17 protein-coding genes are annotated in these 19,972 nt (G+C 43.9%); 11 read left to right on the plus strand and 6 right to left on the minus strand.

Annotated features, from left to right (window positions below; genetic code table 11):
- Nucleotides 1–172: 172 nt before the first annotated feature.
- The 3 genes from L2717_RS12490 to fccA all read right to left on the minus strand — a co-directional run bounded on the left by L2717_RS12490 (nucleotide 173) and on the right by fccA (nucleotide 3,966).
- Nucleotides 173–910, minus strand: a complete 738-nt coding sequence (locus L2717_RS12490) for a dienelactone hydrolase family protein (protein WP_220774981.1) — start codon at nucleotides 908–910, stop codon at nucleotides 173–175.
- Nucleotides 911–979: 69 nt separating this feature from the next.
- On the minus strand, nucleotides 980–1,969 hold the full coding sequence (locus L2717_RS12495) for a 2-hydroxyacid dehydrogenase (protein WP_220774980.1): 990 nt from the start codon (nucleotides 1,967–1,969) through the stop codon (nucleotides 980–982).
- 206 nt (nucleotides 1,970–2,175) lie between these two features.
- Entirely contained in the window at nucleotides 2,176–3,966 is a 1,791-nt protein-coding gene (gene fccA / locus L2717_RS12500) for a fumarate reductase flavoprotein subunit FccA (protein WP_220774979.1), read from the minus strand.
- A gap of 471 nt (nucleotides 3,967–4,437) precedes the next feature.
- On the opposite strand from fccA, the gene L2717_RS12505 reads away from it, so the two are divergent.
- From L2717_RS12505 to L2717_RS12515, 3 genes are read left to right on the plus strand one after another with little or no spacing between them, the layout of a single operon-like run.
- Complete coding sequence (locus L2717_RS12505) at nucleotides 4,438–4,848, plus strand: hypothetical protein (RefSeq protein ID WP_220774693.1); 411 nt, start codon at nucleotides 4,438–4,440, stop codon at nucleotides 4,846–4,848.
- 5 nt (nucleotides 4,849–4,853) lie between these two features.
- Nucleotides 4,854–5,399 (plus strand): methyltransferase domain-containing protein, encoded by a 546-nt coding sequence (locus L2717_RS12510; protein ID WP_220774692.1) that lies wholly within the window; start codon nucleotides 4,854–4,856, stop codon nucleotides 5,397–5,399.
- Nucleotides 5,400–5,430: 31 nt separating this feature from the next.
- Entirely contained in the window at nucleotides 5,431–5,721 is a 291-nt protein-coding gene (locus L2717_RS12515; RefSeq protein ID WP_220774690.1) for a hypothetical protein, read from the plus strand.
- Between the two features lie 83 nt (nucleotides 5,722–5,804).
- On the opposite strand, the gene L2717_RS12520 is transcribed toward L2717_RS12515, so the two are convergent.
- The 3 genes from L2717_RS12520 to L2717_RS12530 form a co-directional block, all read right to left on the minus strand.
- Nucleotides 5,805–5,990 (minus strand): hypothetical protein, encoded by a 186-nt coding sequence (locus tag L2717_RS12520; RefSeq protein WP_028759392.1) that lies wholly within the window; start codon nucleotides 5,988–5,990, stop codon nucleotides 5,805–5,807.
- A gap of 86 nt (nucleotides 5,991–6,076) precedes the next feature.
- Nucleotides 6,077–7,522, minus strand: a complete 1,446-nt coding sequence (locus tag L2717_RS12525) for a cytochrome C biosynthesis protein (protein WP_220774689.1) — start codon at nucleotides 7,520–7,522, stop codon at nucleotides 6,077–6,079.
- Between the two features lie 292 nt (nucleotides 7,523–7,814).
- The gene (locus tag L2717_RS12530) at nucleotides 7,815–8,240 is read right to left on the minus strand and encodes an organic hydroperoxide resistance protein (protein WP_220774688.1); all 426 of its coding nucleotides are present in this window, start codon (nucleotides 8,238–8,240) and stop codon (nucleotides 7,815–7,817) included.
- 129 nt (nucleotides 8,241–8,369) lie between these two features.
- Here L2717_RS12530 and ohrR point away from each other — a divergent pair, with 129 nt between their 5' ends.
- The 8 genes from ohrR (at nucleotide 8,370) to L2717_RS12570 (ending at nucleotide 19,709) form a co-directional block, all read left to right on the plus strand.
- A complete protein-coding gene (ohrR, locus tag L2717_RS12535) occupies nucleotides 8,370–8,888 on the plus strand; it encodes a transcriptional regulator OhrR (protein ID WP_220774687.1) in 519 nt (172 codons plus the stop codon).
- A gap of 133 nt (nucleotides 8,889–9,021) precedes the next feature.
- Complete coding sequence (locus L2717_RS12540; protein ID WP_220774686.1) at nucleotides 9,022–10,197, plus strand: glycerol-3-phosphate dehydrogenase/oxidase; 1,176 nt, start codon at nucleotides 9,022–9,024, stop codon at nucleotides 10,195–10,197.
- Between the two features lie 123 nt (nucleotides 10,198–10,320).
- Entirely contained in the window at nucleotides 10,321–11,493 is a 1,173-nt protein-coding gene (rlmC, locus tag L2717_RS12545) for a 23S rRNA (uracil(747)-C(5))-methyltransferase RlmC (protein WP_220774691.1), read from the plus strand.
- Nucleotides 11,494–11,696: 203 nt separating this feature from the next.
- Nucleotides 11,697–12,845: a chromate efflux transporter gene (gene chrA / locus L2717_RS12550; RefSeq protein ID WP_248938065.1), complete on the plus strand. Its 1,149-nt coding sequence runs from the start codon at nucleotides 11,697–11,699 to the stop codon at nucleotides 12,843–12,845.
- Between the two features lie 122 nt (nucleotides 12,846–12,967).
- Nucleotides 12,968–14,632, plus strand: coding sequence for a methyl-accepting chemotaxis protein (locus L2717_RS12555; protein ID WP_220774085.1), 1,665 nt, complete (start codon nucleotides 12,968–12,970; stop codon nucleotides 14,630–14,632).
- Nucleotides 14,633–15,144: 512 nt separating this feature from the next.
- Nucleotides 15,145–16,243, plus strand: a protein-coding gene (gene prfB / locus L2717_RS12560; RefSeq protein WP_167368899.1) for a peptide chain release factor 2 whose coding sequence is annotated in 2 segments (ribosomal slippage) — nucleotides 15,145–15,219 and nucleotides 15,221–16,243 — 1,098 coding nt in all. Because the reading frame shifts where the segments join, the coding sequence is not laid out codon by codon here.
- Nucleotides 16,244–16,272: 29 nt separating this feature from the next.
- Nucleotides 16,273–17,775 (plus strand): lysine--tRNA ligase, encoded by a 1,503-nt coding sequence (gene lysS / locus L2717_RS12565; RefSeq protein WP_220774083.1) that lies wholly within the window; start codon nucleotides 16,273–16,275, stop codon nucleotides 17,773–17,775.
- Nucleotides 17,776–18,236: 461 nt separating this feature from the next.
- The gene (locus L2717_RS12570) at nucleotides 18,237–19,709 is read left to right on the plus strand and encodes a carbon starvation CstA family protein (protein ID WP_220774082.1); all 1,473 of its coding nucleotides are present in this window, start codon (nucleotides 18,237–18,239) and stop codon (nucleotides 19,707–19,709) included.
- Nucleotides 19,710–19,972 lie beyond the last annotated feature (263 nt).

Consider the following 19,972-nt stretch of genomic DNA (forward strand, 5'->3'; position numbering starts at 1 on the left):
GCCTGTCACGCCGGGGGTCGCGGGTTCGAGTCCCGTCCGCTCCGCCAACATAAAGACAAAAGCCTCATCGAAAGATGAGGCTTTTTTCGTTTAGTAGATTGTCATTATCTATCAAAAAACGCCGCTTAGAATCATCTATTTGCGACGTCAACATTTCTCTATTCTCTCAAAATTAACGTAAAACTCGTTGGAAAAAAGCCACGGCTTGCAGGTACATTTGCAGTGCTAGTGCGGCATCGTAGCGTTCGCCTTCATCACGCATAAAAGCATGCTGTGCATTGACTTCAAGCCAAGTGACATTGCTATTTAATGCCATTAATCGTTGATGAATCAACACTCGACCTTCTGCGGATACATGGGGGTCTTGTTTACCAAACACGAGCACCAATTCCCCTTGAATATCGCCGCTGCGGCTCAGAGAATCATTACCATAAGCACAGGGTAGGGTATTCGAATGGATGTCAGTTGGATAGAGGCAAAATGCGCCGAGTATAATGGGATTGAGTGCGGCGCGGTAAGCTAAGTGCCCGCCGATACAAACGCCCATACTGCCAATTTTGCCGGTGCAATAGGTTTGTTGAAGAGCAAAGTCTACCAGTGCTTGAGTGTCACTATCATGATGCTCTAAAGGCTTAGTAAATTTATCGGCGTTACCTTTATCTTTACCTGACTCATCGTAGGCTAGCACTGTACCTATGGGATTGAGTTCGTGGAATACTTCGGGGACTAAGACCGAAAAACCGTGGCTCGCGAGAATATTAGCTGCGCGCGCGATAGGCGCCGTTTGTTGAAATATTTCAGAATAAAAGATAATGCTTGGGAATTTTCCCAGTGCTTCTGGGCGGTAGATATAAGTGCGCATTGGCCCTGAGGGCGTAAAGATATCCTGAGTTTCCTGAATCACTAACATATTAAGGTCCGCTAAAGTGAGGCTTCAAAGGTGAAGCCTCACTTTAGCAGTCAGAATTTTGTCTGTCAGTTAAAACAGTTCGTTACCTGATAGTTCACCTGCAGAGAGTGCTTTTATGTTACTTAAAGTCGTTTTGGCAATGGCGCTTAGGGCTTCTTCGGTGAGGAAAGCTTGATGCCCCGTGAAAATTACGTTATGGCAGGCTGATAAACGGCGGAATACATCATCTTGAATGATTTCATTCGATTTATCTTCAAAAAATAAACCTTTTTCGTTTTCATATACGTCTAAGCCAAGTGAACCAATTTGACCTATTTTTAACGCTTCCATGGCATCAAAGGCATTTAGCAGGCCACCGCGGCTAGTGTTAATCACCATCACGCCGGGTTTCATTTTGGCGAAACTGGCTTGATTGAGTAGATGATGGTTATCGGCTGTGAGTGGGCAATGTAGGCTGATAATGTCACTGTTAGCATAAATGGTGTCAAGATCCTCATACTCCACATTGAGCGCTAACACTTCTGGATTAACGTAAGGATCCGCTGCGACGACTTTGCAGCCAAAGCCAAGGAGTACTTTAATTGTTGCTACACCGATTTTACCAGTACCAATCACACCGACGGTTTTACCAAACATGTTAAAGCCGACTAAACCTTCAAGTGAGAAGTTAGCATCGCGGGTACGTTGATAGGCTTTATGGATTTTACGATTGAGAGTCAACATTAATGCGACTGTGTGTTCAGCAACAGACTCAGGGGAATAGGCCGGTACGTTAACGACTTGCATGCCCAAACGCTTGGCAGCGACTAAATCAACATTGTTAAAGCCAGCACAACGCATCGCGATCACTTTAGTGCCCCCCTTAGCCAGCTCGACGAGTACTTCTTCGCAGAGTGAGTCGTTGACAAAAGCGCAGATAATTTCAAACCCTTCTGCAAGTTTTACTGTTTGCATGCAAAGGCGATAATCAAAATATTCAATTTGTGCACCAAAGGCGGTATTAGTGTGGTCAAAATACTGCATGTCGTAATGTTTTGCGCTAAAAAATCCAATTCTCATTTCAGTCTCCTACCGAGTTTGCAGATAGTGTTATCTGCTAAAGAGTGTAAGTGACTTAGGGCTTTTTGTCCTAAGCCTTAGAAAATCTCCCGTTAAAAGAGTGAGCTTTGTCATCAATTGTTTAATGGTTATAAAAAAAGCGAGCCAAGATGGCTCGCTATGAATTATGACATTTAGCTTTATGTTCTTTAGTTTATAACTTTGGGCTAGTGATCCTTGGCAAATTTAGCCGCTTCAGCACCGGCAATACGGCCGTAAGTGACGATATCGGATACTGCGTTACCACCTAGGCGGTTAGCACCGTGAACGCCTCCAGTTACTTCGCCCGCGGCATAGAGACCTTGGATGGGTTTACCCGTTTTTTCACTCTTCACTTCGGCTTTAGTATCAATTACAACACCACCCATAGTGTGGTGAACAGCGGGTGCAATTTCTAATGCGTAGAAAGGTCCGACATTAAGTTCACGCGGTAAATCAGGACGTTCAAATTGAGCATCTTTACCAGATTTCACAAAGCCGTTATAGGCAGCGATAGTTTTTGCCAGTTCAGCAGCAGGAATATTAAGGTGTTTAGCCAACTCTTCAACGGTTTTACCTTCTTTAACAATATTCAGATGCACATAACCTTCAATTGCTTTTAAGCTCTTGCGGATTGAGTCATCAAATACTAGATAAGCACTTTCACCTTTTTGTTGCAAAATGGCCGCAGAAGCTTTGTCACGGGTGGTAATTTCATTCATAAAGCGCTTACCTTCACGGTTAACCACAATAGCACCGTTACCACGAACCGCTTCGGTAATCATCACGCCACCCGCTGGTGAATAGGTTGGGTGAGCTTGAATGAACTCTAAATCACGAGTGGCTGCGCCAGCTTGCTGAGCTACGTCTAAGCCATCACCGGTTGCGCCTGGGTGGTTAGTGGCTTTAAAGCCTTTTAGCTTAGGATCGTATTTAGCTACGCGATCGTTGTTTTTGGCAAAACCACCGGCAGCAATAACAACGGCATCGGCTTTGATGACGTAATAGCCAGTGTATTCGCCTTTGACTAGTACACCAGTCACATTGCCTTTAGCATCTTCAATAATGCGAACAACACGGCTATTTAAACGGATATCAGTACCGCGCTTAACGGCGTTGTCCCACAGGACTTGTGCCACATGTGCACCCACACCAGCGCCACCCGTTGGACGGTGACTGCGGTTAACACTAGCGCCACCCATACGGCCAACGTCTGTCATATCGGCACCCATAGAGGTTAGCCAATCGATAGAGTCAGAAGAGTTATTCGCGAGGACTTTAACCAGTTCAGGATCGTTGATGTTACGGCCACCTTTCATGGTGTCGTCGATCATGATTTGCTTTTTGTCTTCAATATTTAACTTAGCTTGTGCCTTGGTTTCGGCAGCGTTCATTCCACCTGCAGCAAGTTTAGTATTCCCCCCTGGAACTGGTTCTTTTTCTAACAGGATAACTTTAGCGCCAGCATCACGGGCTGATACCGCTGCGGCAAGACCTGCACCACCTGAACCAATAACGACCACATCAGTGGTTTCTTTTACGCCTGCAGCAATGGCTTTATCTTGTGCTGCCTTGTCGGCATCAACAGGGACAAACTTACGTTCCCATTTACCACCGTAAGGCATGTTGAAGTCAAAACTATGGCAAGCATCGCAATAGGTGACTGACTTTTCGTGACCTTTATGGCAACTGGTACAAGCAATTTCGCCTATAAGGTGAGATTTATGTGGTGATACTTTATCTTTAGGTGCGGCGGCGGCCAGTTCTTTTAAATCGCCGTGACAGCTAACGCATTGAGCATTTTCATGGCTAAGATTGTCATCGCTGACGCCACCTTTGTCTGAAACATGGCAGCTATCGCAACTGCCCATTTCACCGTGAAAATCAGCTAGCACTTCTGGAGCTGCATAGGCTGTTCCTGCCATTGCACCAGAGATCAGCATGGCTAGTGCTGTTTTTTGAATTTTTGTTGTGAACATGATAGTTCCTCCGCCGTACATTCATCTACTTAAATAAGGGATATTTATCGTGGCGTGATATTGTACATAGATCACGCGCTTTTAGAGTATTCTCCATTTGCAAATTTAGCACTATCTAAAGAGGTATATATGTGTTTAGGTCACATAACCTTTTTATAGCGGAAATATCTTATTTAAAATGTGCAACACAATGGAAAATAGACATGTAGTTGAGGCTAATCACTAATCGAATACGGTATAACTTGCGTGAGTTAACAAATTCTGAGGAGTAATTATAATTTGGTGAAATATAAGAAATGCTGATTAATATGTTAAACATTATCCTTTTGTTTTTATAAATATTATGATTTTATCATCGCGAATGATATGTATGATTTATTATTGAGTGTTCTCTTAATAATATAATTTCATCAAGATTCATTACATCCAAGTAAAATCAATATTGATATTATTGATTTTTAAAGAGTTATAATGCAAAAAAAAACTATATCAGAAAAGCGTTTTTGGTTTCAACGTTTGAGCAAAACCAGTTTAAGGGCATTACATATTTTAGGCATCATTGGTGTTGGCGGAGGGATTTTATTGGGTGTTGATAAAGTGCAATGGTTCAATTATTGGTATCTTGCTATGACGACGGGCTGCATATTAATGCTATGGGAAATCGTACGGGATTGGCGCTGGCTTATCCAGCTTAAGGGTGTGTTAACGATAGTCAAAGTAGGCTTGCTGAGCTTGTTTGTACCTTTGGCAAATTTTAAGCCTGAGCTGTTGGTTGCGATCGTTTTTCTTTCAGTGATTGTATCCCACGGCCCAGCGGGGCTGAGGCACTATTCTATCGTGCACCGTCGGCAAATCGACTCGAAAAAAGAAATTAAGGGCTAATCATGATGTCAGTCACTCATGCATCAACCGTAACGCCGGCAGCATTAATCACAGAATTTGCTTGGCCTAACTTATGCTTTGATGGACTTAAGGTGCTTGATCTTGCCTGTGGTTCTGGACGCAATGGGTTATGGTTTTTAGCGCAGGGGGCTGAGGTGACGTTTATTGACAGAGATCTCTCTGGTATGTCACACATTGAGCATGTGAATGCCCACAAATATCAATATGACTTAGAAGCAGAAGCTGCGCCATTATTGCCAATTGAGGCCTATGATATTGTCTTAGTGTTCAATTATCTGCATCGGCCATTATGGCCGCAAATCATTAATGCGGTTAAGGCTACAGGCGTTATAGTCTATGAAACCTTTACAGCGCAACAGGCTCAGATAGGTAGGCCACGTAACCCCGATTTCTTACTGACTGAAAATGAACTTAAATCAGTGTTTGCTAACTGGCAGTCTTTACATTACTTTGAAGGTCAATTATGTGATCCGCAGTCCACTTCTATTAGTTATAAAGCACAGTTGATTGCACGAAAGCCTAAAACGTAAGTTTATCGATTGATATAAAAGAGGCCGTAGGATGTTTCCCTATCCAGAGCAATATCGCATTGCAACACCACCGCTAACCACTGCCACTATGGTTGTTTGGGCTTTATTAAGTCATAGCTTATTTTCAGATGCCAGCCCTGTCGCACTTTATCCGCTGTTAGTGCTTTTTCCGCTAGTGATTACCATACACTTATATTTGATTTGGCTAGCAAAAGGAATGGGACGACTCGATCAGTGTTTTTATGCTTTAGTGCATATCCCACTGGCATTTGTAGTGTGGACATTTACCATTATGCATGTGAATGGTAATGCTTTTTCTTAAATGACTCTGACTGTCTATCAACAAATAAGCAAAAAAAGCGCCCTATGATTAGAGGCGCTTTTTTGATGCTAACAAGCAAACAATTAGGCCGTAGTGTTGATATTGTGGCCTGCATTGCCTACTGGCTTTGGCGCTGCGGCAGCAATTAAATCTACCGCAATTTTACCTTCGGCTTTTTGCTGCTCTTTGGCTAATTGAGCAACCTTAACGCCAATTGCACCATTTTCTAAATTAGGTGCGATAGCTTGGGTGTTCAGTGAAATTGACATAACTAACCTCGATTGTAAGCTGAGCCCATTTATCGGCGGATCCTATATTTACTTTAGTCATAATAGGTTAATTTGCCTATTTTCGATTACTTTTTATAAGTTGCTAACCATTTTCGACCCAGTAAGATTATCGCGGTAATCCCGAGTGAACCAAAGATTAATCCGAGTGCCAACCCCACATTTTGCAGTGCTGTTGGGTCGATAACCAGCGCAATCCCCATACCGCACATCATCACACCTGACATGAGTTTTAGCGTTTGTCCTTCTTTTTCAGTCAGTTTGCGTTTACCTAAAGTCGCACTGAACACGATAACAATAATCGCTAGCGGTATTACATAAACAATATTGTACAAAACCAGGTACATATAGCGTTCAATGTCAGGTAAATTGTGCATAGACAGTACGCTGGTGTAGATCATCGGGAAGCCCGCGGTACAGAGTAATTCATAGGCATTAGCGAGAATGGCTAATACGGTAGAGCCGATAAGTAACGCGCCTAAGCTGCTGGAGTTAGACAGTTTGCCCATACGCTTGATCAAACTGGTGCGATTTTCTGCCGACATCGACAGCGTGACATCTCCCTTAGTAAAGAAGTAATCCTTGACGTTGATAACCCCAGCTATCAAGGCTAAGCAACCCGCAGCTAGGATAATCATGCCACCATCGCTACCCGCGCCCAGTAACTGGAAGATGTTCAACCACGCCGTCATAAATAAGAAATAGATAAAGCCTGAGAAGAACACGAAAATTCCGCCAACCAGCAACATGCGGCCGCGACTCTTGGCGTTGACCATGATTGACAATAAAAATAACAATACGAAAAAAGCGCAGGGGTTAAATGCATCAACACCTGCGAGCACTAGGGTAAGTAGCGGTAGCGACATGGTCTCGGGCGTGACGACGCCAATTAAGGGTAGTTCAACAGGCTGAACTTCAGATTGGTCATTTGACAGCGTAGCTGGCTCATTCATGCTTGTTGTATCGCAGGTACCGTCGCCAGTATCGGTGCCACAAGTACCAAAGAGTGGTGCATCCGCTGCTGCGTTTTGGGCTGTATTGGCCAATCCCTTAGTTGGTAAGTCTACTTCGCTTAATTTACCGCCAAGGGATAAATAACAATTCTTCAGGCGATTGACTAAGAACTCCCCGGTCACCGCGGCACTTGAGTAACCGATAATCGCTTTTTCACAACTGGCCATATAGGGCACAGAACGCGCTTCTGTGCTGGTTTTGGCGGCGATGTTCTGCCAAATATCCTGCACGCCGGTGTCGGACACTTTATGGGATACGAGCTCTATCCAAGGGTATTTTTGTGGTAAGGAATCAATAAAAGGATGAGCTTCTGCACAATGGGGACAGGTTTTTGACCAAAAGAAATATAGCTTAATTTTAAGCTCACCCTGTTCATTCACATAATGCCATGTTTGATCTGTTGTGTCTGACGACGCTATCTCGGCCCAACTTGGGATAGAAAAGGTAACGAGCAATAACAGTGAGAAACAGAGGGATAATTTCGATAGGTATTTTGTCATAGTGCCTCCCACTCATAGTGGGTTTAAGTATCGTCACACGATTTGGTTAACTCTTACTCTACTTAAATCAATCAGTTTGCTTAAATTAGATATGAAGAAGTGTTAGTTAACTCGCGAATAACCATTTTTTGGGAACTGAAACAAGTTTATCTTTAGCTGTGGTAGTGCGTTGCGCACTTCGGGGGCCACGAGTTAGGCTGTACTCACCAGCTTAACTCTTTATAGTGTCATAAAAATAAAGCACCCTAAGGTGCTTTATTGCTGGTTAGATCAATGTTTATAGACGATAGGGTTAACCTAACGCTACGCCATTTACGCTGAGCTTAACGTCGATATTATTACGTGTTGCGTTTGAGTATGGGCAAACTTGATGTGCATGACGCACTAAAGCTTCAGCCGCCTCTAGCGGTAAATCTAAGCTGACCTCTAAGGCAACCGCTAATGCAAAACCACCGGCATCATTGGCACCTATGCCTACATTTGCACTCACTGGAGCTTCGGTAATATCCACTTTGTCTATTTTGGCTACATGTAAAATCGCATTTGAGAAACAGGCTGCATAACCTGCGGCAAATAGCTGTTCTGGGTTAGTAGCAAGTCCACTTCCCCCCATGGCCTTTGGATAGGCCAACGCGACATCGAGTAAACCATCATCAGTACTGACTTGACCCTGGCGACCGGCTCTAGCTGTGGCGCGTGTTTCATAAAGTGTTTTCATAGTATCGACCTTTTAAGGTTAAGGATTAATTTTGGTTGTGCGCAATTCAATTGTGGTAAACTATAATTCGATCTTCAGTGTGAATGCAAGTATATTGTGCACAACATAGTTAATGTGTCGGATCTTCCTATGACAACAACCCAGTCCAATGTTCGTGTTAATTCTGTCGATATAACCAAACATGCCAGCACAGATGATGCGTTATGTCTTGAAAATCAAGTCTGTTTCTCACTTTATAGCGCTGCGAATGCGATGGTGCGGGCCTATCGTCCTTTGTTGGATAAATTAGATTTAACCTATCCGCAGTATTTGGTCATGCTAGTGCTGTGGGAAGAGCAGGGGATCAATGTTAAAACCTTAGGCGATAAACTTTTTCTCGATTCAGGCACGTTAACGCCATTGCTAAAACGTTTAGAAGCTAAGGGATTAGTGACTCGTGGCCGCAGCGAACAGGATGAACGAGTGAGAGTGCTAGCCTTAACCCCAGCTGGGTTTACTCTCAAAACACTGGCAAGCGAAGTCCCCCATTTAATGCGTTGCAAAGTAGGGGGTGAGGCGAGCGAGTTAAAAGCCTTAAAGGCTATTTGCGATCAAACACTTAAGCAATTACAAGCTAGTGCTGATGCGCCTACTGCTTCAGATATTTGATCTAAGACTCACTTATTGACATATTAACGCTTATGAACTGTTCGATTAAGCCTGATTGCCTGTATGGTTGAGCCTCACTGTATGGTGAGGCTCAGTAGGTCGACCGTCTATTAAACGTGAGCGAGAGTGAGTTATGGCCTGTTTCGATATAGCGATTGTTGGCGGAGGGATTAGCGGTGTCGGCATTGCACAATATGCGGCTGCAGCCGGCTATTCCACTCTGTTGGTCGAAAAAGGCGAGATTGGTGGCCAAACGTCGGCTAATTCCAGCAAACTTATCCACGGCGGTTTGCGTTACTTAGAAACAGGTCAAATTAATTTAGTCCGTAAATCCTTACTTGAACGACGTCATTTGCTCGATCTGGCGCCCACTCTGGTTAAAGCTGTGCCGTTTTATATTCCCGTATATGACAACAGTCAGCGCAGTCCTTTGACCATACGTGCTGGGCTGAGTTTATATGCGCTGCTAAGCCAGTTTGATCCCTTAGGACAATTTGTATCATTACCCGCTGTACATTGGCACCGCTTAACCGGGCTAAAACTCATAGGATTAAAGGCGGTATTTCAGTATTGGGATGCGCAGACCGACGATAAATTGTTAACACAAGCCGTCGCACGTAGCGCACAAGCGCTTGGCGCTGAGGTTTATGCAGATGCTGAGTTGGTAGCATTAACGCATAGGCGCGAGGGCTGCGAGCTGAGTTTTAACCATCGAGGCGAGACCCACAAAGCCGAAGCTAAATTAGTGATTAATGCAGCTGGCCCTTGGGTGAATACGGTTTTGAGTAAAGTGTTACCTCCGCTGGCGGGGGTTGAACTCGATTGGGTGCAAGGCGCCCATGTGCTACTGGATATTCCTGCGCCTGATGGCATCTTGTATTTAGAGTCTTGTTTTGATAAGCGAGTCATTTTTGTGATGCCTTGGTATGGGCAAACTTTGGTTGGCACCACAGAAACTGAACTGGCTTCTTTGGATAAACCACCCGAGGCGACCGAGTCTGAAATTAATTATCTGCTGGGGATTTATAAACATTACTTTCCGCTAGCGCCAGAGTTCGATGCACTTAAAGCAAAGATAAGCCAAACCTTCTGTGGTATTCGAGTCTTGCCTAAGCAAAATAGCCAAGCCTTTGAACGGCCGCGGGATACCCTGATGCAGACATCGATTTCCCATCCCCGAATACTCAGTTTGTACGGCGGTAAGTTAACCACTTTTCGTAGTACCTCGGCAGAAGTGCTTGAATGGATTGAAAAGGCCATTGGTAAGCGAGTATCGATTGCCGATGTGAATAAACTCACCTTATCTTGAATACGTCATAAATTGTGTGCTTGATGCGGATTTGAGTGCGCTTCAAGGTGATTTTTATCCGTAAAACCGCTACAGTATGGCGCTTTTTACTGATACCTAGGATTTTTTGTGAGTGCTGCCACCGTGAACACTGTCATTGTTAATACCGTCAAACAATGTGATTATTTTAATCAAGGCCAGTGTCTTTCTTGCCGACATATTCAATTGCCTATGGCGCAGCAAGTGGCGGCTAAAAGCCAAATATTACAGCAATTACTCGCACCTTTTATTCCTGTCAATGCCGCTGATATTTTTCAGCCTCCCATTATTAGCGATGACAGTGGCTTTCGTAATAAGGCTAAAATGGTGGCCTTAGGTGCTGCCCATGCGCCAGTGTTAGGGATTATTAGCCCAAATGGCGAAGCCGTTAATCTTTGCGACTGCCTATTATATCCCACTGATATGCAAAAGTTATTACACCGCTTAACCCGATTTGTGCAGCAGGCAGGCATTCCTCCTTACCGCGTCGATAAAGCTAAGGGCGAACTTAAATTTATTCTGCTCACCCGAAGCCAAGTGCGCGGCGAGTATTTGCTACGTTTTGTTTTACGCTCTACCAATGGTATCGAACGTATCGAACGTGAATTGCCAACATTACTTGCGGAATATCCACAGATCAAAGTGGTGTCAGTTAATATCCAGCCCGTTCATATGGCAATTCTCGAAGGTGAGGAAGAGATTTTTTTAACCGAGAATACCCGCCTCGAAGAGCGCTTTAATCATGTGCCTTTGTTTATCAGGCCTAAAAGTTTTTTTCAGACTAATCCGCAGGTAGCGGCAAAGCTGTATCAAACAGCCAGAGAATGGGTTGCCGAGTTTTCCCCTGACTCATTATGGGATTTGTTCTGTGGTGTGGGCGGTTTTGGACTGCACTGTGCATCGAAAGATATCAAGTTGACCGGAATTGAAATTGAAGCCGAGGCGATTGCCTGCGCACAAATGTCAGCGCAAATGATGGGGCTTAAAAATATGCAATTTATGGCGCTTGATTCCACCGACTTTGCTAAGGGCAAAAGCGCTGCCGAAAAGCCCGATTTGATTATTGTGAATCCACCGCGGCGTGGTATTGGTGAGGCGTTGTGTCAGTCCTTAAGCGAGTTTTCCCCTAAAGCGATTCTCTATTCAAGCTGTAATCCTAAAACCTTAGCCAAAGATCTCGAGCACATTAGAGGTTATCACTTAACCAAAGTGCAGTTATTTGATTTATTCCCGCATACGGATCATTTTGAAGTGTTAGCCCTGTTAGTGAGAAACTGATGTTTTATTGCTTCTCTATTTTAAGCTAACTTACTGTACCGGTTTATTTTATTAATCTTTTCGTTCCAGTTAATCATCTTAAGGGCTCTGCCGTGTGGAGCCTCTTGCCTTACGTTTATCAACATTGCTCGCGCGATACTTCATCATAATGTCTTTTTAGTGGCATAATCTTAAGTACTTTAAGCATTGATGGGCGGCATTTTATGCTACAGATTTTCCTACGCTTTTTTACCTTGGGCTTAATGAGTTTTGGCGGGCCTGCGGCGCATATTGGTTATTTTCGGCATACTTTTGTCAACGAACTCGGTTGGCTCGATGATAAGCGTTATGCCAGTTTGGTTGCCTTAAGCCAATTTATACCCGGACCAGGTTCGAGCCAAGTGGGCTTTGCCATTGGTTATCAAAGAGGCGGGCTGGTGGGGGCGCTTGCTGCCTTTGCTGGTTTTACGCTACCTTCCTTTATCTTGATGTATTTACTGGCAGTAACGACGGCCGCATGGCTCGCTAACCATTACGTTCAAGGAATGATTTACGGGCTTAAATTGATGGCAGTCGTTGTGGTTGCCGATGCTGTTATTGCCATGTTTACACAGTTTTGCCAACGTCAAACCGCGCGTTTATTAATGTTAGCCAGTGCTGTAGCTATGTTGATGGCACCATTTATGTGGACACAAATGGCGCTGTTACTCGTTGCTGCGACTGTGGGTATTTATAAATTGAGCGCGACGCAAGATGATGCGACTCCATTTGCGCCGATTCGATTGAACTACATCTATTTATTGCTGTTTTTAGTGTTACTCATCGGTAGTTTTTTTATCGTGCCGCTTGGGCCAGAGGCGTGGATATTTGGTAAGTTTTACCGTGTGGGGAGTTTAGTGTTTGGCGGCGGGCATGTTGTACTGCCGCTGTTAGAAACGGCAGTGGGCGATACGCTCAGTGGTGATCGCTTTCTAACAGGTTATGCCTTTGCCCAAGCAGTGCCTGGACCTATGTTTACCTTTGCCAGCTTTTTAGGCGCTGAGATGTTGCTCGATAGCCCATTGAAGGGCGCTGCGATTGCGACCGTTGCCATTTTTTTACCGGGCTTTTTATTGATGCTGGTGGCCCTAAAAAGCTGGCATGCCATTGCGGCAAAACCTAAAATTGCTGGCGCTATCGCGGGAGTGAATGCCTGTGTTGTGGGGTTACTCGCCGCGGCGCTTTATCAGCCGGTTTTTTCCCAAGTAGTATTTTCGGGCAAGGATATGGCTTTAGTATTACTCGGTTTTGGTGCCTTAAAGTTATTTAAACCATCGATGTTATTACTGGTAGTCGGTTTTAGTCTGAGCGGAATGTTACTGCATTCATTCTAATTTATAATTAAAGGAAATTTTCTGAGTAAAATTAATAATCTGTTAACTAAAATGCATCGGTATGTATCAATTTTAGCTATACTCCAAAAAATATAAGTTGTATTCCTTTGGAGTATTTAGGTATGTCGAATTTTAGTTTGCGCAACAAATTACTGATGTTATCGCTATTTCCGTTGATCTTAGCGTTACTGGTATTGATGTCGGTATCATATTATATCGAGGAAGATGCGCTTACTGATACTGTCGCGACCTTCAGAACTAAGCTGGTTGATGAGCGTAAACAACAAATTAAAGAAGCCACTGAAATTGCCGCTGGGATTGTTAGTTATCAACTGTCGTTAAAAGAACAAGGTGATGTAAATCAAGCATTAAGGGATGTACGTTTTGGCAGTGCTGGTTACTTTTTTATTTATGATTCTCAAGGAAAAAGTATTTTTCATGCCACGATGCCCAATCTTGAGGGGCAAAATAAGATGGATATGACCGATCCTCGCGGCACTAAAATTATTGTTGGCTTGCTGGACGCCGCTAAACGTGGTGATGGTAGTTTTTCCTATTATTACCAAAAACCCAATACCAATGAGCAGATTGAGAAAATAAGCTACGTGATGATGGTGCCAAGTACTGAATGGATGTTAGGTACAGGAGCTTACATTGATGATATTGAGGCGGTTGTTGAGGATTATCGAGCGACAGCGGCAGCAAAAATGGCTGATAAATCCTTTACCATTTTAGTCATCGCATTGTTACTGACCATGATTACTGGTTTCATTATCATGATAGCGGCCCATCGCATGGTATTGCCAATTAAGAATATGGCGGATAACTTAAATGATATCGCAAAGGGAGAGGGAGACTTAACCAAGCGACTTAGCGTAAAAGGCGAGGATGAAATTGCGCAATTGGGGCAATCCTTTAATCTTTTTGTCGATAAACTCCAAACGATTATTGGGGATGTCGCCAGTGCAACATCCCGTGTAAAAGATGCCGCTAATGCGATTCACAACCAAACTAAAGTGATGTCAAGTCAGTTGGTGAGTCATAACAATGAAACCGACCAAGTAGTGACTGCTATTACTGAAATGTCATCTACCGCTAACGAAGTGGCTAAAAATACCACTCAAGTGGCTGAAGCGACCCATGCCGCTACGGGTGATGTGGCCAATGCCCAGCGCTGTGTTGATGCTTCGCTAGAAGAGATTGCCTCGTTAATGTCGCAAATAAATAATGCGGCGGGTAGCATTCAATCTTTGAGTGAGCAATCGCAAAAAATCAACAGTGTGTTGTCGGTGATTGGCGGTATTGCTGAGCAGACCAACCTCTTGGCATTAAACGCCGCTATCGAAGCCGCTCGCGCTGGCGAACAAGGCCGCGGTTTTGCTGTGGTGGCCGATGAAGTGCGTAACTTAGCGAGCCGAACTCAAGCAAGCACCTTAGAAATCAACGAGATGTTGTCGGCACTACATAAGTTAGTGGCGCAGGCCGTTAAAGCGATGGAAGAGAGCCAGCAAAGCTGTGTACGTTCGGTGGATTCTTCTCGTACGATTTCAGAAAGTTTAGGTTCAGTGACATCTGCCGTGACGGCGATTAATGATATGAGTACCCAGATTGCGGCTGCGGCGACAGAGCAAAGCTCAGTGACTGAGGAAATTAACCGCAACGTGTATGCAATTCAAGAGATTGTGAATGAGCTGCTTCATTCCAGCGAAGATGCCGCTAGAGTGAGCCTGACAGTCTCAGAGGAAGGTATTCACTTAGGTAAGTTGGTGGGACAGTTTAAGATTTAACATAGAATCAATCTTAACCAATAACGGGAGATTTTATGTCTCCCGTTTTTATTTGGCTTTTTTTAATAGTCATTTATCAGTAGCTTCCATGCTGCCGTTTGAGTGCATAAATCGGAGTTGAATTCGGGAGTGAGTCTCTATTCTACTGAAAGTCTAACTAACCTGTAGAGACACAGAGTTTATTCCGAGTTAACTAAACAATGCATCGCCTCAGAACCCCGACAGCGTTAGCTCTGCGTTATAAACTCACGTTAATTGAATATGAGTTTGAGTAGGAGGAGGCGTTCAGTTCATTTGCCTTGCATTAAAGATTAAGGTTAAGTTGATTTAGCCCTTTTCGCTAATGTGGCTTAATGCTTAGAAATAATCGGTGTTATCCCATTTTATGAACAGTGCCCCACTAGGTTTACCCGCTGTGTTAGGTTAAAATGTGCGGTTATAGATACTGTTAATCATCGCCTCTTTTAGTGGGAAATCAATTAAAGCGGCCAAATAAAGAAAGTAGAAAATTCATGTTTGAAGTTAATCCCGTAAAATTCAAAATTAAGGAGCTTGCCGAGCGCACGCAGCTTCTTAGGGGGTATCTTTGACTACGATGCCAAAAGTGAGCGTCTAGAAGAAGTGACCCGTGAGCTTGAAAGTTCAGAAGTATGGAACGACCCTGAGCGCGCCCAAGCCTTAGGCAAAGAACGCGCCGGTTTAGAAGCTGTAGTTAAAACTATCGACGATATGGACTCAGGTCTTGAAGATGTTGAAGGCTTACTTGAGCTTGCTATTGAAGAGGAAGACGAAGATACCTTCAATGAAACCAGTAAAGAGTTGGATTATCTCGAAAGTCGCCTTGCTGATCTTGAGTTCCGCCGTATGTTCTCCGGCCCGCAAGATGCGTCAAACTGTTATTTAGACATTCAGTCTGGCAGTGGCGGTACAGAAGCCCAAGATTGGGCCAACATGGTACTGCGTATGTATCTACGTTGGGGCGATGCCCATGGTTTTAGCCCTGAATTAATGGAAGTCACCGATGGTGATGTCGCTGGTATTAAAGGCGCGACCATTAAATTTACTGGCGAATACGCCTTTGGTTGGTTACGTACCGAAACAGGCGTACACCGTTTAGTGCGCAAATCGCCATTTGACTCATCGGGTCGTCGTCATACCTCATTTTGCTCAGTATTTGTTTATCCAGAAATCGATGACGATATCACCATTGATATCAATCCATCGGATCTACGGATTGATACTTACCGCGCATCTGGCGCGGGTGGTCAGCACGTTAACAAAACGGAATCAGCCATTCGTATTACTCACTTACCGACGAACACCGTCGTGCAGTGTCAAAACGACCGTTCTCAGCATAAAAACAAAGACGCTGCGATGAAACAGTTGAAAGCCAAGCTGTTTGAGTTAGAAATGCATAAGCAAAATGCGGATAAGCAAGCTGCTGAAGATGCAAAGTCTGATATCGGTTGGGGTAGCCAAATTCGCTCTTATGTATTAGACGATGCCCGTATTAAAGACTTACGTACAGGCGTTGAGACCCGTAACACGCAGGCGGTGCTCGATGGTGATCTGGACAAGTTTATCGAAGCCAGTTTGAAATCTGGGCTGTAATTAATTCAAGCTATAGACGAGAAATTAAGATGACTGAACAAGTAATAGACGAGAACAAACTGATCGCCGAGCGCCGTGCTAAGCTAGATAGCATTCGCCCAAACTGCAGTGCTAATGCACATCCTAATACGTTCCGTCGCACTCATAAAGCGGCGCAACTGCAAGAGTTGTATGGCCATAAGACGAAAGAAGAACTTGAAGCCTTAGGTTTTAAGACCAGCATCGCCGGCCGTATCATGGCCAAACGTGGTCCTTTTTTAGTGATCCAAGACGTATCTGGCCGTATTCAAGCTTATGCTGAAAAGAGTGTACAGGGCGATTTGAAAGAGCGTTACCAAGGTCTAGATATCGGCGATATTATCGGTGTGACGGGCCAGCTGCATTTATCTGGTAAAGGCGATTTATACGTCAACATGGAACAGTACGAGTTACTGACCAAGGCACTGCGTCCATTGCCTGCAGATTATTATGGTCTTGCCGATCAAGAAATGCGTTACCGTCAGCGTTACGTTGATTTGATTGTTAACGAAGATTCGCGTAATGCCTTTATTATGCGTTCTAAAGTGGTTTCTGCAATCCGTAACTTCATGATCAAAAAAGACTTCATGGAAGTTGAAACCCCTATGATGCACGTGATCCCAGGTGGTGCTTCGGCCCGTCCTTTTGTCACTCATCATAATGCCTTAGACATGCCAATGTATCTGCGTATCGCACCAGAATTATATCTGAAGCGTTTAGTGGTGGGGGGGTTTGAGCGGGTGTTCGAAATCAATCGTAACTTCCGTAACGAAGGTCTATCGCCACGCCATAATCCTGAATTCACTATGATGGAATTCTATATGGCTTACGCTGATTACAATGATTTAATGGACTTAACCGAAGAAATGCTCAGCTCAATTGCGATTGAATTGCTCGGCAGTGCGCAAATGCCGTACGGTGAGCACACGGTTGATTTTGGCGGTCCATACGCGCGTTTAAGCATGTTAGAAGCAATTCAGAAATACAATCCTGATAATGCCACTATCCAAGCTATGACCTATGAACAAGTGAAAGATGTTGAGTTCATGCGCGATTTAGCGAAAAGCTTAGGCATGAAAATTGAGAAGTTCTGGACTTGTGGTCAGTTGCTTGAAGAAATCTTCGGTGAAACAGCTGAAGGGCAATTAATGCAGCCTACCTTTATCACTGGCTATCCAGCAGATATTTCACCATTGGCGCGTCGTAACGATAACAACCATTTCATCACTGACCGTTTTGAGTTTTTCATCGGTGGCCGCGAAGTGGCTAACGGCTTTAGCGAGCTGAACGATGCCGAAGATCAAGATAAACGCTTTAAAGCACAGGTTGATGCTAAAGATGCTGGTGATGATGAAGCTATGTTCTACGATGCTGACTATATCACTGCACTAGAGCACGGTTTGCCACCAACGGCAGGTCAAGGTATTGGTATTGACCGTTTAGTGATGTTGTTCACTAACACCCACACAATTCGCGACGTGATCTTGTTCCCAGCCATGCGCCCACAGGCGTAAGGCTGTCGGATAACCCAAGTTAGCTATCGCTGTTTGGGTTTATATGCTCTGCAGTGAATCGGTGGCTCTTGTCCACGATTGCAGATATGAATGCGATGTAAAAAACCAGCCAACGGCTGGTTTTTGTTTTTTAATACATTTATAGGCGATGAGTGACTTAGGTAAGCATAGGGAATTGGTGTCACGGTAGAAGAACCGCTGGAGAATATCTTCGCGGCAGAAGGTCATTAGCTATATTGATTAAGCTCCTTTGCACAAATACTGAGCGTCAGTCTTTCGTGGGAGGGATTGTTAAACAGTATGGTGCACTATTTTTCAAATGCTTTTAGGTTAAAAGCCATTGGCGCGGCGGTTTCAAATAATCTACTCGACCTTAGTCTAGTGCCCTGTTGCTTGACCTAGGTGTCTAACTCAATGAAACTCTACATTAAATAACTTCATAATAAAGCATGGATTAAATAATGTTAATTTTCTTTATTTGTATCGCACTTCTTGTGCTCGCGTACAAGTTTTATAGTCCCTTTGTCGAACGTCAAGCGGGCATCGACCCAAAAGCACTGACGCCACAGGCAAAATTCGAAGATGGCGTCGATTATGTGCCAGTTCATCCCGCAAAAGCGTTTTTAATCCAGTTTCTTAACATCGCAGGAATAGGACCTATTTTCGGTCCTATTCTGGGTGCACTATATGGACCCATCGCGTTAGTGTGGATTGTGCTAGGTAATATTATCGGTGGTGCAGTACACGATTACTTTTCTGGTGTGCTGAGTATTAAAGAAGATGGTAAAAGTTTGCCAGAAATTGCAGGCCATTATTTTAATATCTACTTTAAAGGTGTGATGCTGTTATTTACCGCCATGTTGTTGTTTTTTGTGGGCGTTGTTTTCATTATGAGCCCAGCAGGATTACTAAGTAATCTTGACTTTTTTAAAGATACTATTTTTAGTAATAATACCTTTTGGGTGTTAGTCATTTTAGCCTATTACTTTTTTGCTACTATGCTGCCAATTGACAAAATTATCACTAAGTTATATCCCGCATTCGGTTTACTGATGATCGTTATGACCACATCAATTGCGGTCGCATTATTAATGAATGCGCCTCAGTTGCCAGAAATTGGCGATATATTCGCTTATTTTGATCACAGTCATTACAACAACGATTTACTGGCACCAAACCCTGATGGTTTACCAGTATGGCCGCTGCTATTTGTAACTATTACTTGTGGTGCGATTAGTGGTTTCCACTCAACTCAAGCGCCTATTATGGCCCGTTGCTTAACTAACGAAAAATATGTTCGCCCTGTGTATTATGGCGCTATGGTGGCTGAAGGTGTAGTGGCGTGTGTATGGGCTATCGCTGGTATTGCAGCATTCCCAGGTGGCTATGTTGAACTTAAAGCCATACTTGACCAAGGCGGCCCAGGATTAATCGTTAACCAGGTTGCAACCTCATACCTTGGCGTATTTGGTGGTGTGATGGCAATTCTTGCAGTGGCAGTGTTCCCTATAACCTCGGGTGATACCGCGTTTAGATCGCTACGATTAACCATTATCGACGCATTTAATATTCCACAGAGCATGCGAAATCGCTTATTCGTGGCAGTACCAATTCTGACCATTGCCTATTTTATGACTAAAATCGATTTCACATTGATTTGGCGTTACTTTGCCTTCTCAAACATGCTGTTGTCGACCAGTGTCTTGTGGCTAGCAACTAAATATTTATTTGATCGTGGTACTTTCCACTGGATTGTTAGCTTACCTGCGATTGGCGGTACTAGTGTGACAGTGTCTTATATCATGACTGCGGGTATTGGTTTTGGTTTACCACAACCTTTGAGTCAACCAGTCGGTATTGCTGTTGGGGTTATCTGTCTAGTCGCATTAATTATTGCGCATAACAGACGTAAGCCACTAGCCGAGGCTAAGTAGGCTTCAGATGAATGGATTCAATTAATCTATTCAATAACTGACCGAGTATAAGTAAGGGCTGCATTTGCAGCCCTTACTTTTTTTCATAGGTACTAAAGCAACTCTTTTTAGTACCCCACCTCGGATTGCCTTCTACCTATATTGTAGGTTCAAGCCAAAGAAAAATAGCGGTGTTTCCATACCGAGGCTGATGGCAAGTTACTTAATTACGGGATGGAGGTTTATGTTCGTTGCGCATTTGTGTAGTGAAAAAGCGTTAAGTT

The organism is Shewanella glacialipiscicola (assembly GCF_023283485.1).
Classification (GTDB): domain Bacteria; phylum Pseudomonadota; class Gammaproteobacteria; order Enterobacterales; family Shewanellaceae; genus Shewanella; species Shewanella glacialipiscicola.

Coding starts and splice junctions, on each gene's coding strand:
- chrA (WP_248938065.1), top strand. CDS start 11,697: ATGCTACAGATTTTCCTACGCTTTTTTACCTTGGGCTTAATGAGTTTT.
- L2717_RS12520 (WP_028759392.1), bottom strand. CDS start 5,990: ATGTCAATTTCACTGAACACCCAAGCTATCGCACCTAATTTAGAAAAT.
- ohrR (WP_220774687.1), top strand. CDS start 8,370: ATGACAACAACCCAGTCCAATGTTCGTGTTAATTCTGTCGATATAACC.
- L2717_RS12515 (WP_220774690.1), top strand. CDS start 5,431: ATGTTTCCCTATCCAGAGCAATATCGCATTGCAACACCACCGCTAACC.
- L2717_RS12570 (WP_220774082.1), top strand. CDS start 18,237: ATGTTAATTTTCTTTATTTGTATCGCACTTCTTGTGCTCGCGTACAAG.
- L2717_RS12510 (WP_220774692.1), top strand. CDS start 4,854: ATGTCAGTCACTCATGCATCAACCGTAACGCCGGCAGCATTAATCACA.
- L2717_RS12530 (WP_220774688.1), bottom strand. CDS start 8,240: ATGAAAACACTTTATGAAACACGCGCCACAGCTAGAGCCGGTCGCCAG.
- L2717_RS12495 (WP_220774980.1), bottom strand. CDS start 1,969: ATGAGAATTGGATTTTTTAGCGCAAAACATTACGACATGCAGTATTTT.
- fccA (WP_220774979.1), bottom strand. CDS start 3,966: ATGTTCACAACAAAAATTCAAAAAACAGCACTAGCCATGCTGATCTCT.
- L2717_RS12540 (WP_220774686.1), top strand. CDS start 9,022: ATGGCCTGTTTCGATATAGCGATTGTTGGCGGAGGGATTAGCGGTGTC.
- L2717_RS12490 (WP_220774981.1), bottom strand. CDS start 910: ATGTTAGTGATTCAGGAAACTCAGGATATCTTTACGCCCTCAGGGCCA.
- lysS (WP_220774083.1), top strand. CDS start 16,273: ATGACTGAACAAGTAATAGACGAGAACAAACTGATCGCCGAGCGCCGT.
- L2717_RS12555 (WP_220774085.1), top strand. CDS start 12,968: ATGTCGAATTTTAGTTTGCGCAACAAATTACTGATGTTATCGCTATTT.
- L2717_RS12505 (WP_220774693.1), top strand. CDS start 4,438: ATGCAAAAAAAAACTATATCAGAAAAGCGTTTTTGGTTTCAACGTTTG.
- L2717_RS12525 (WP_220774689.1), bottom strand. CDS start 7,522: ATGACAAAATACCTATCGAAATTATCCCTCTGTTTCTCACTGTTATTG.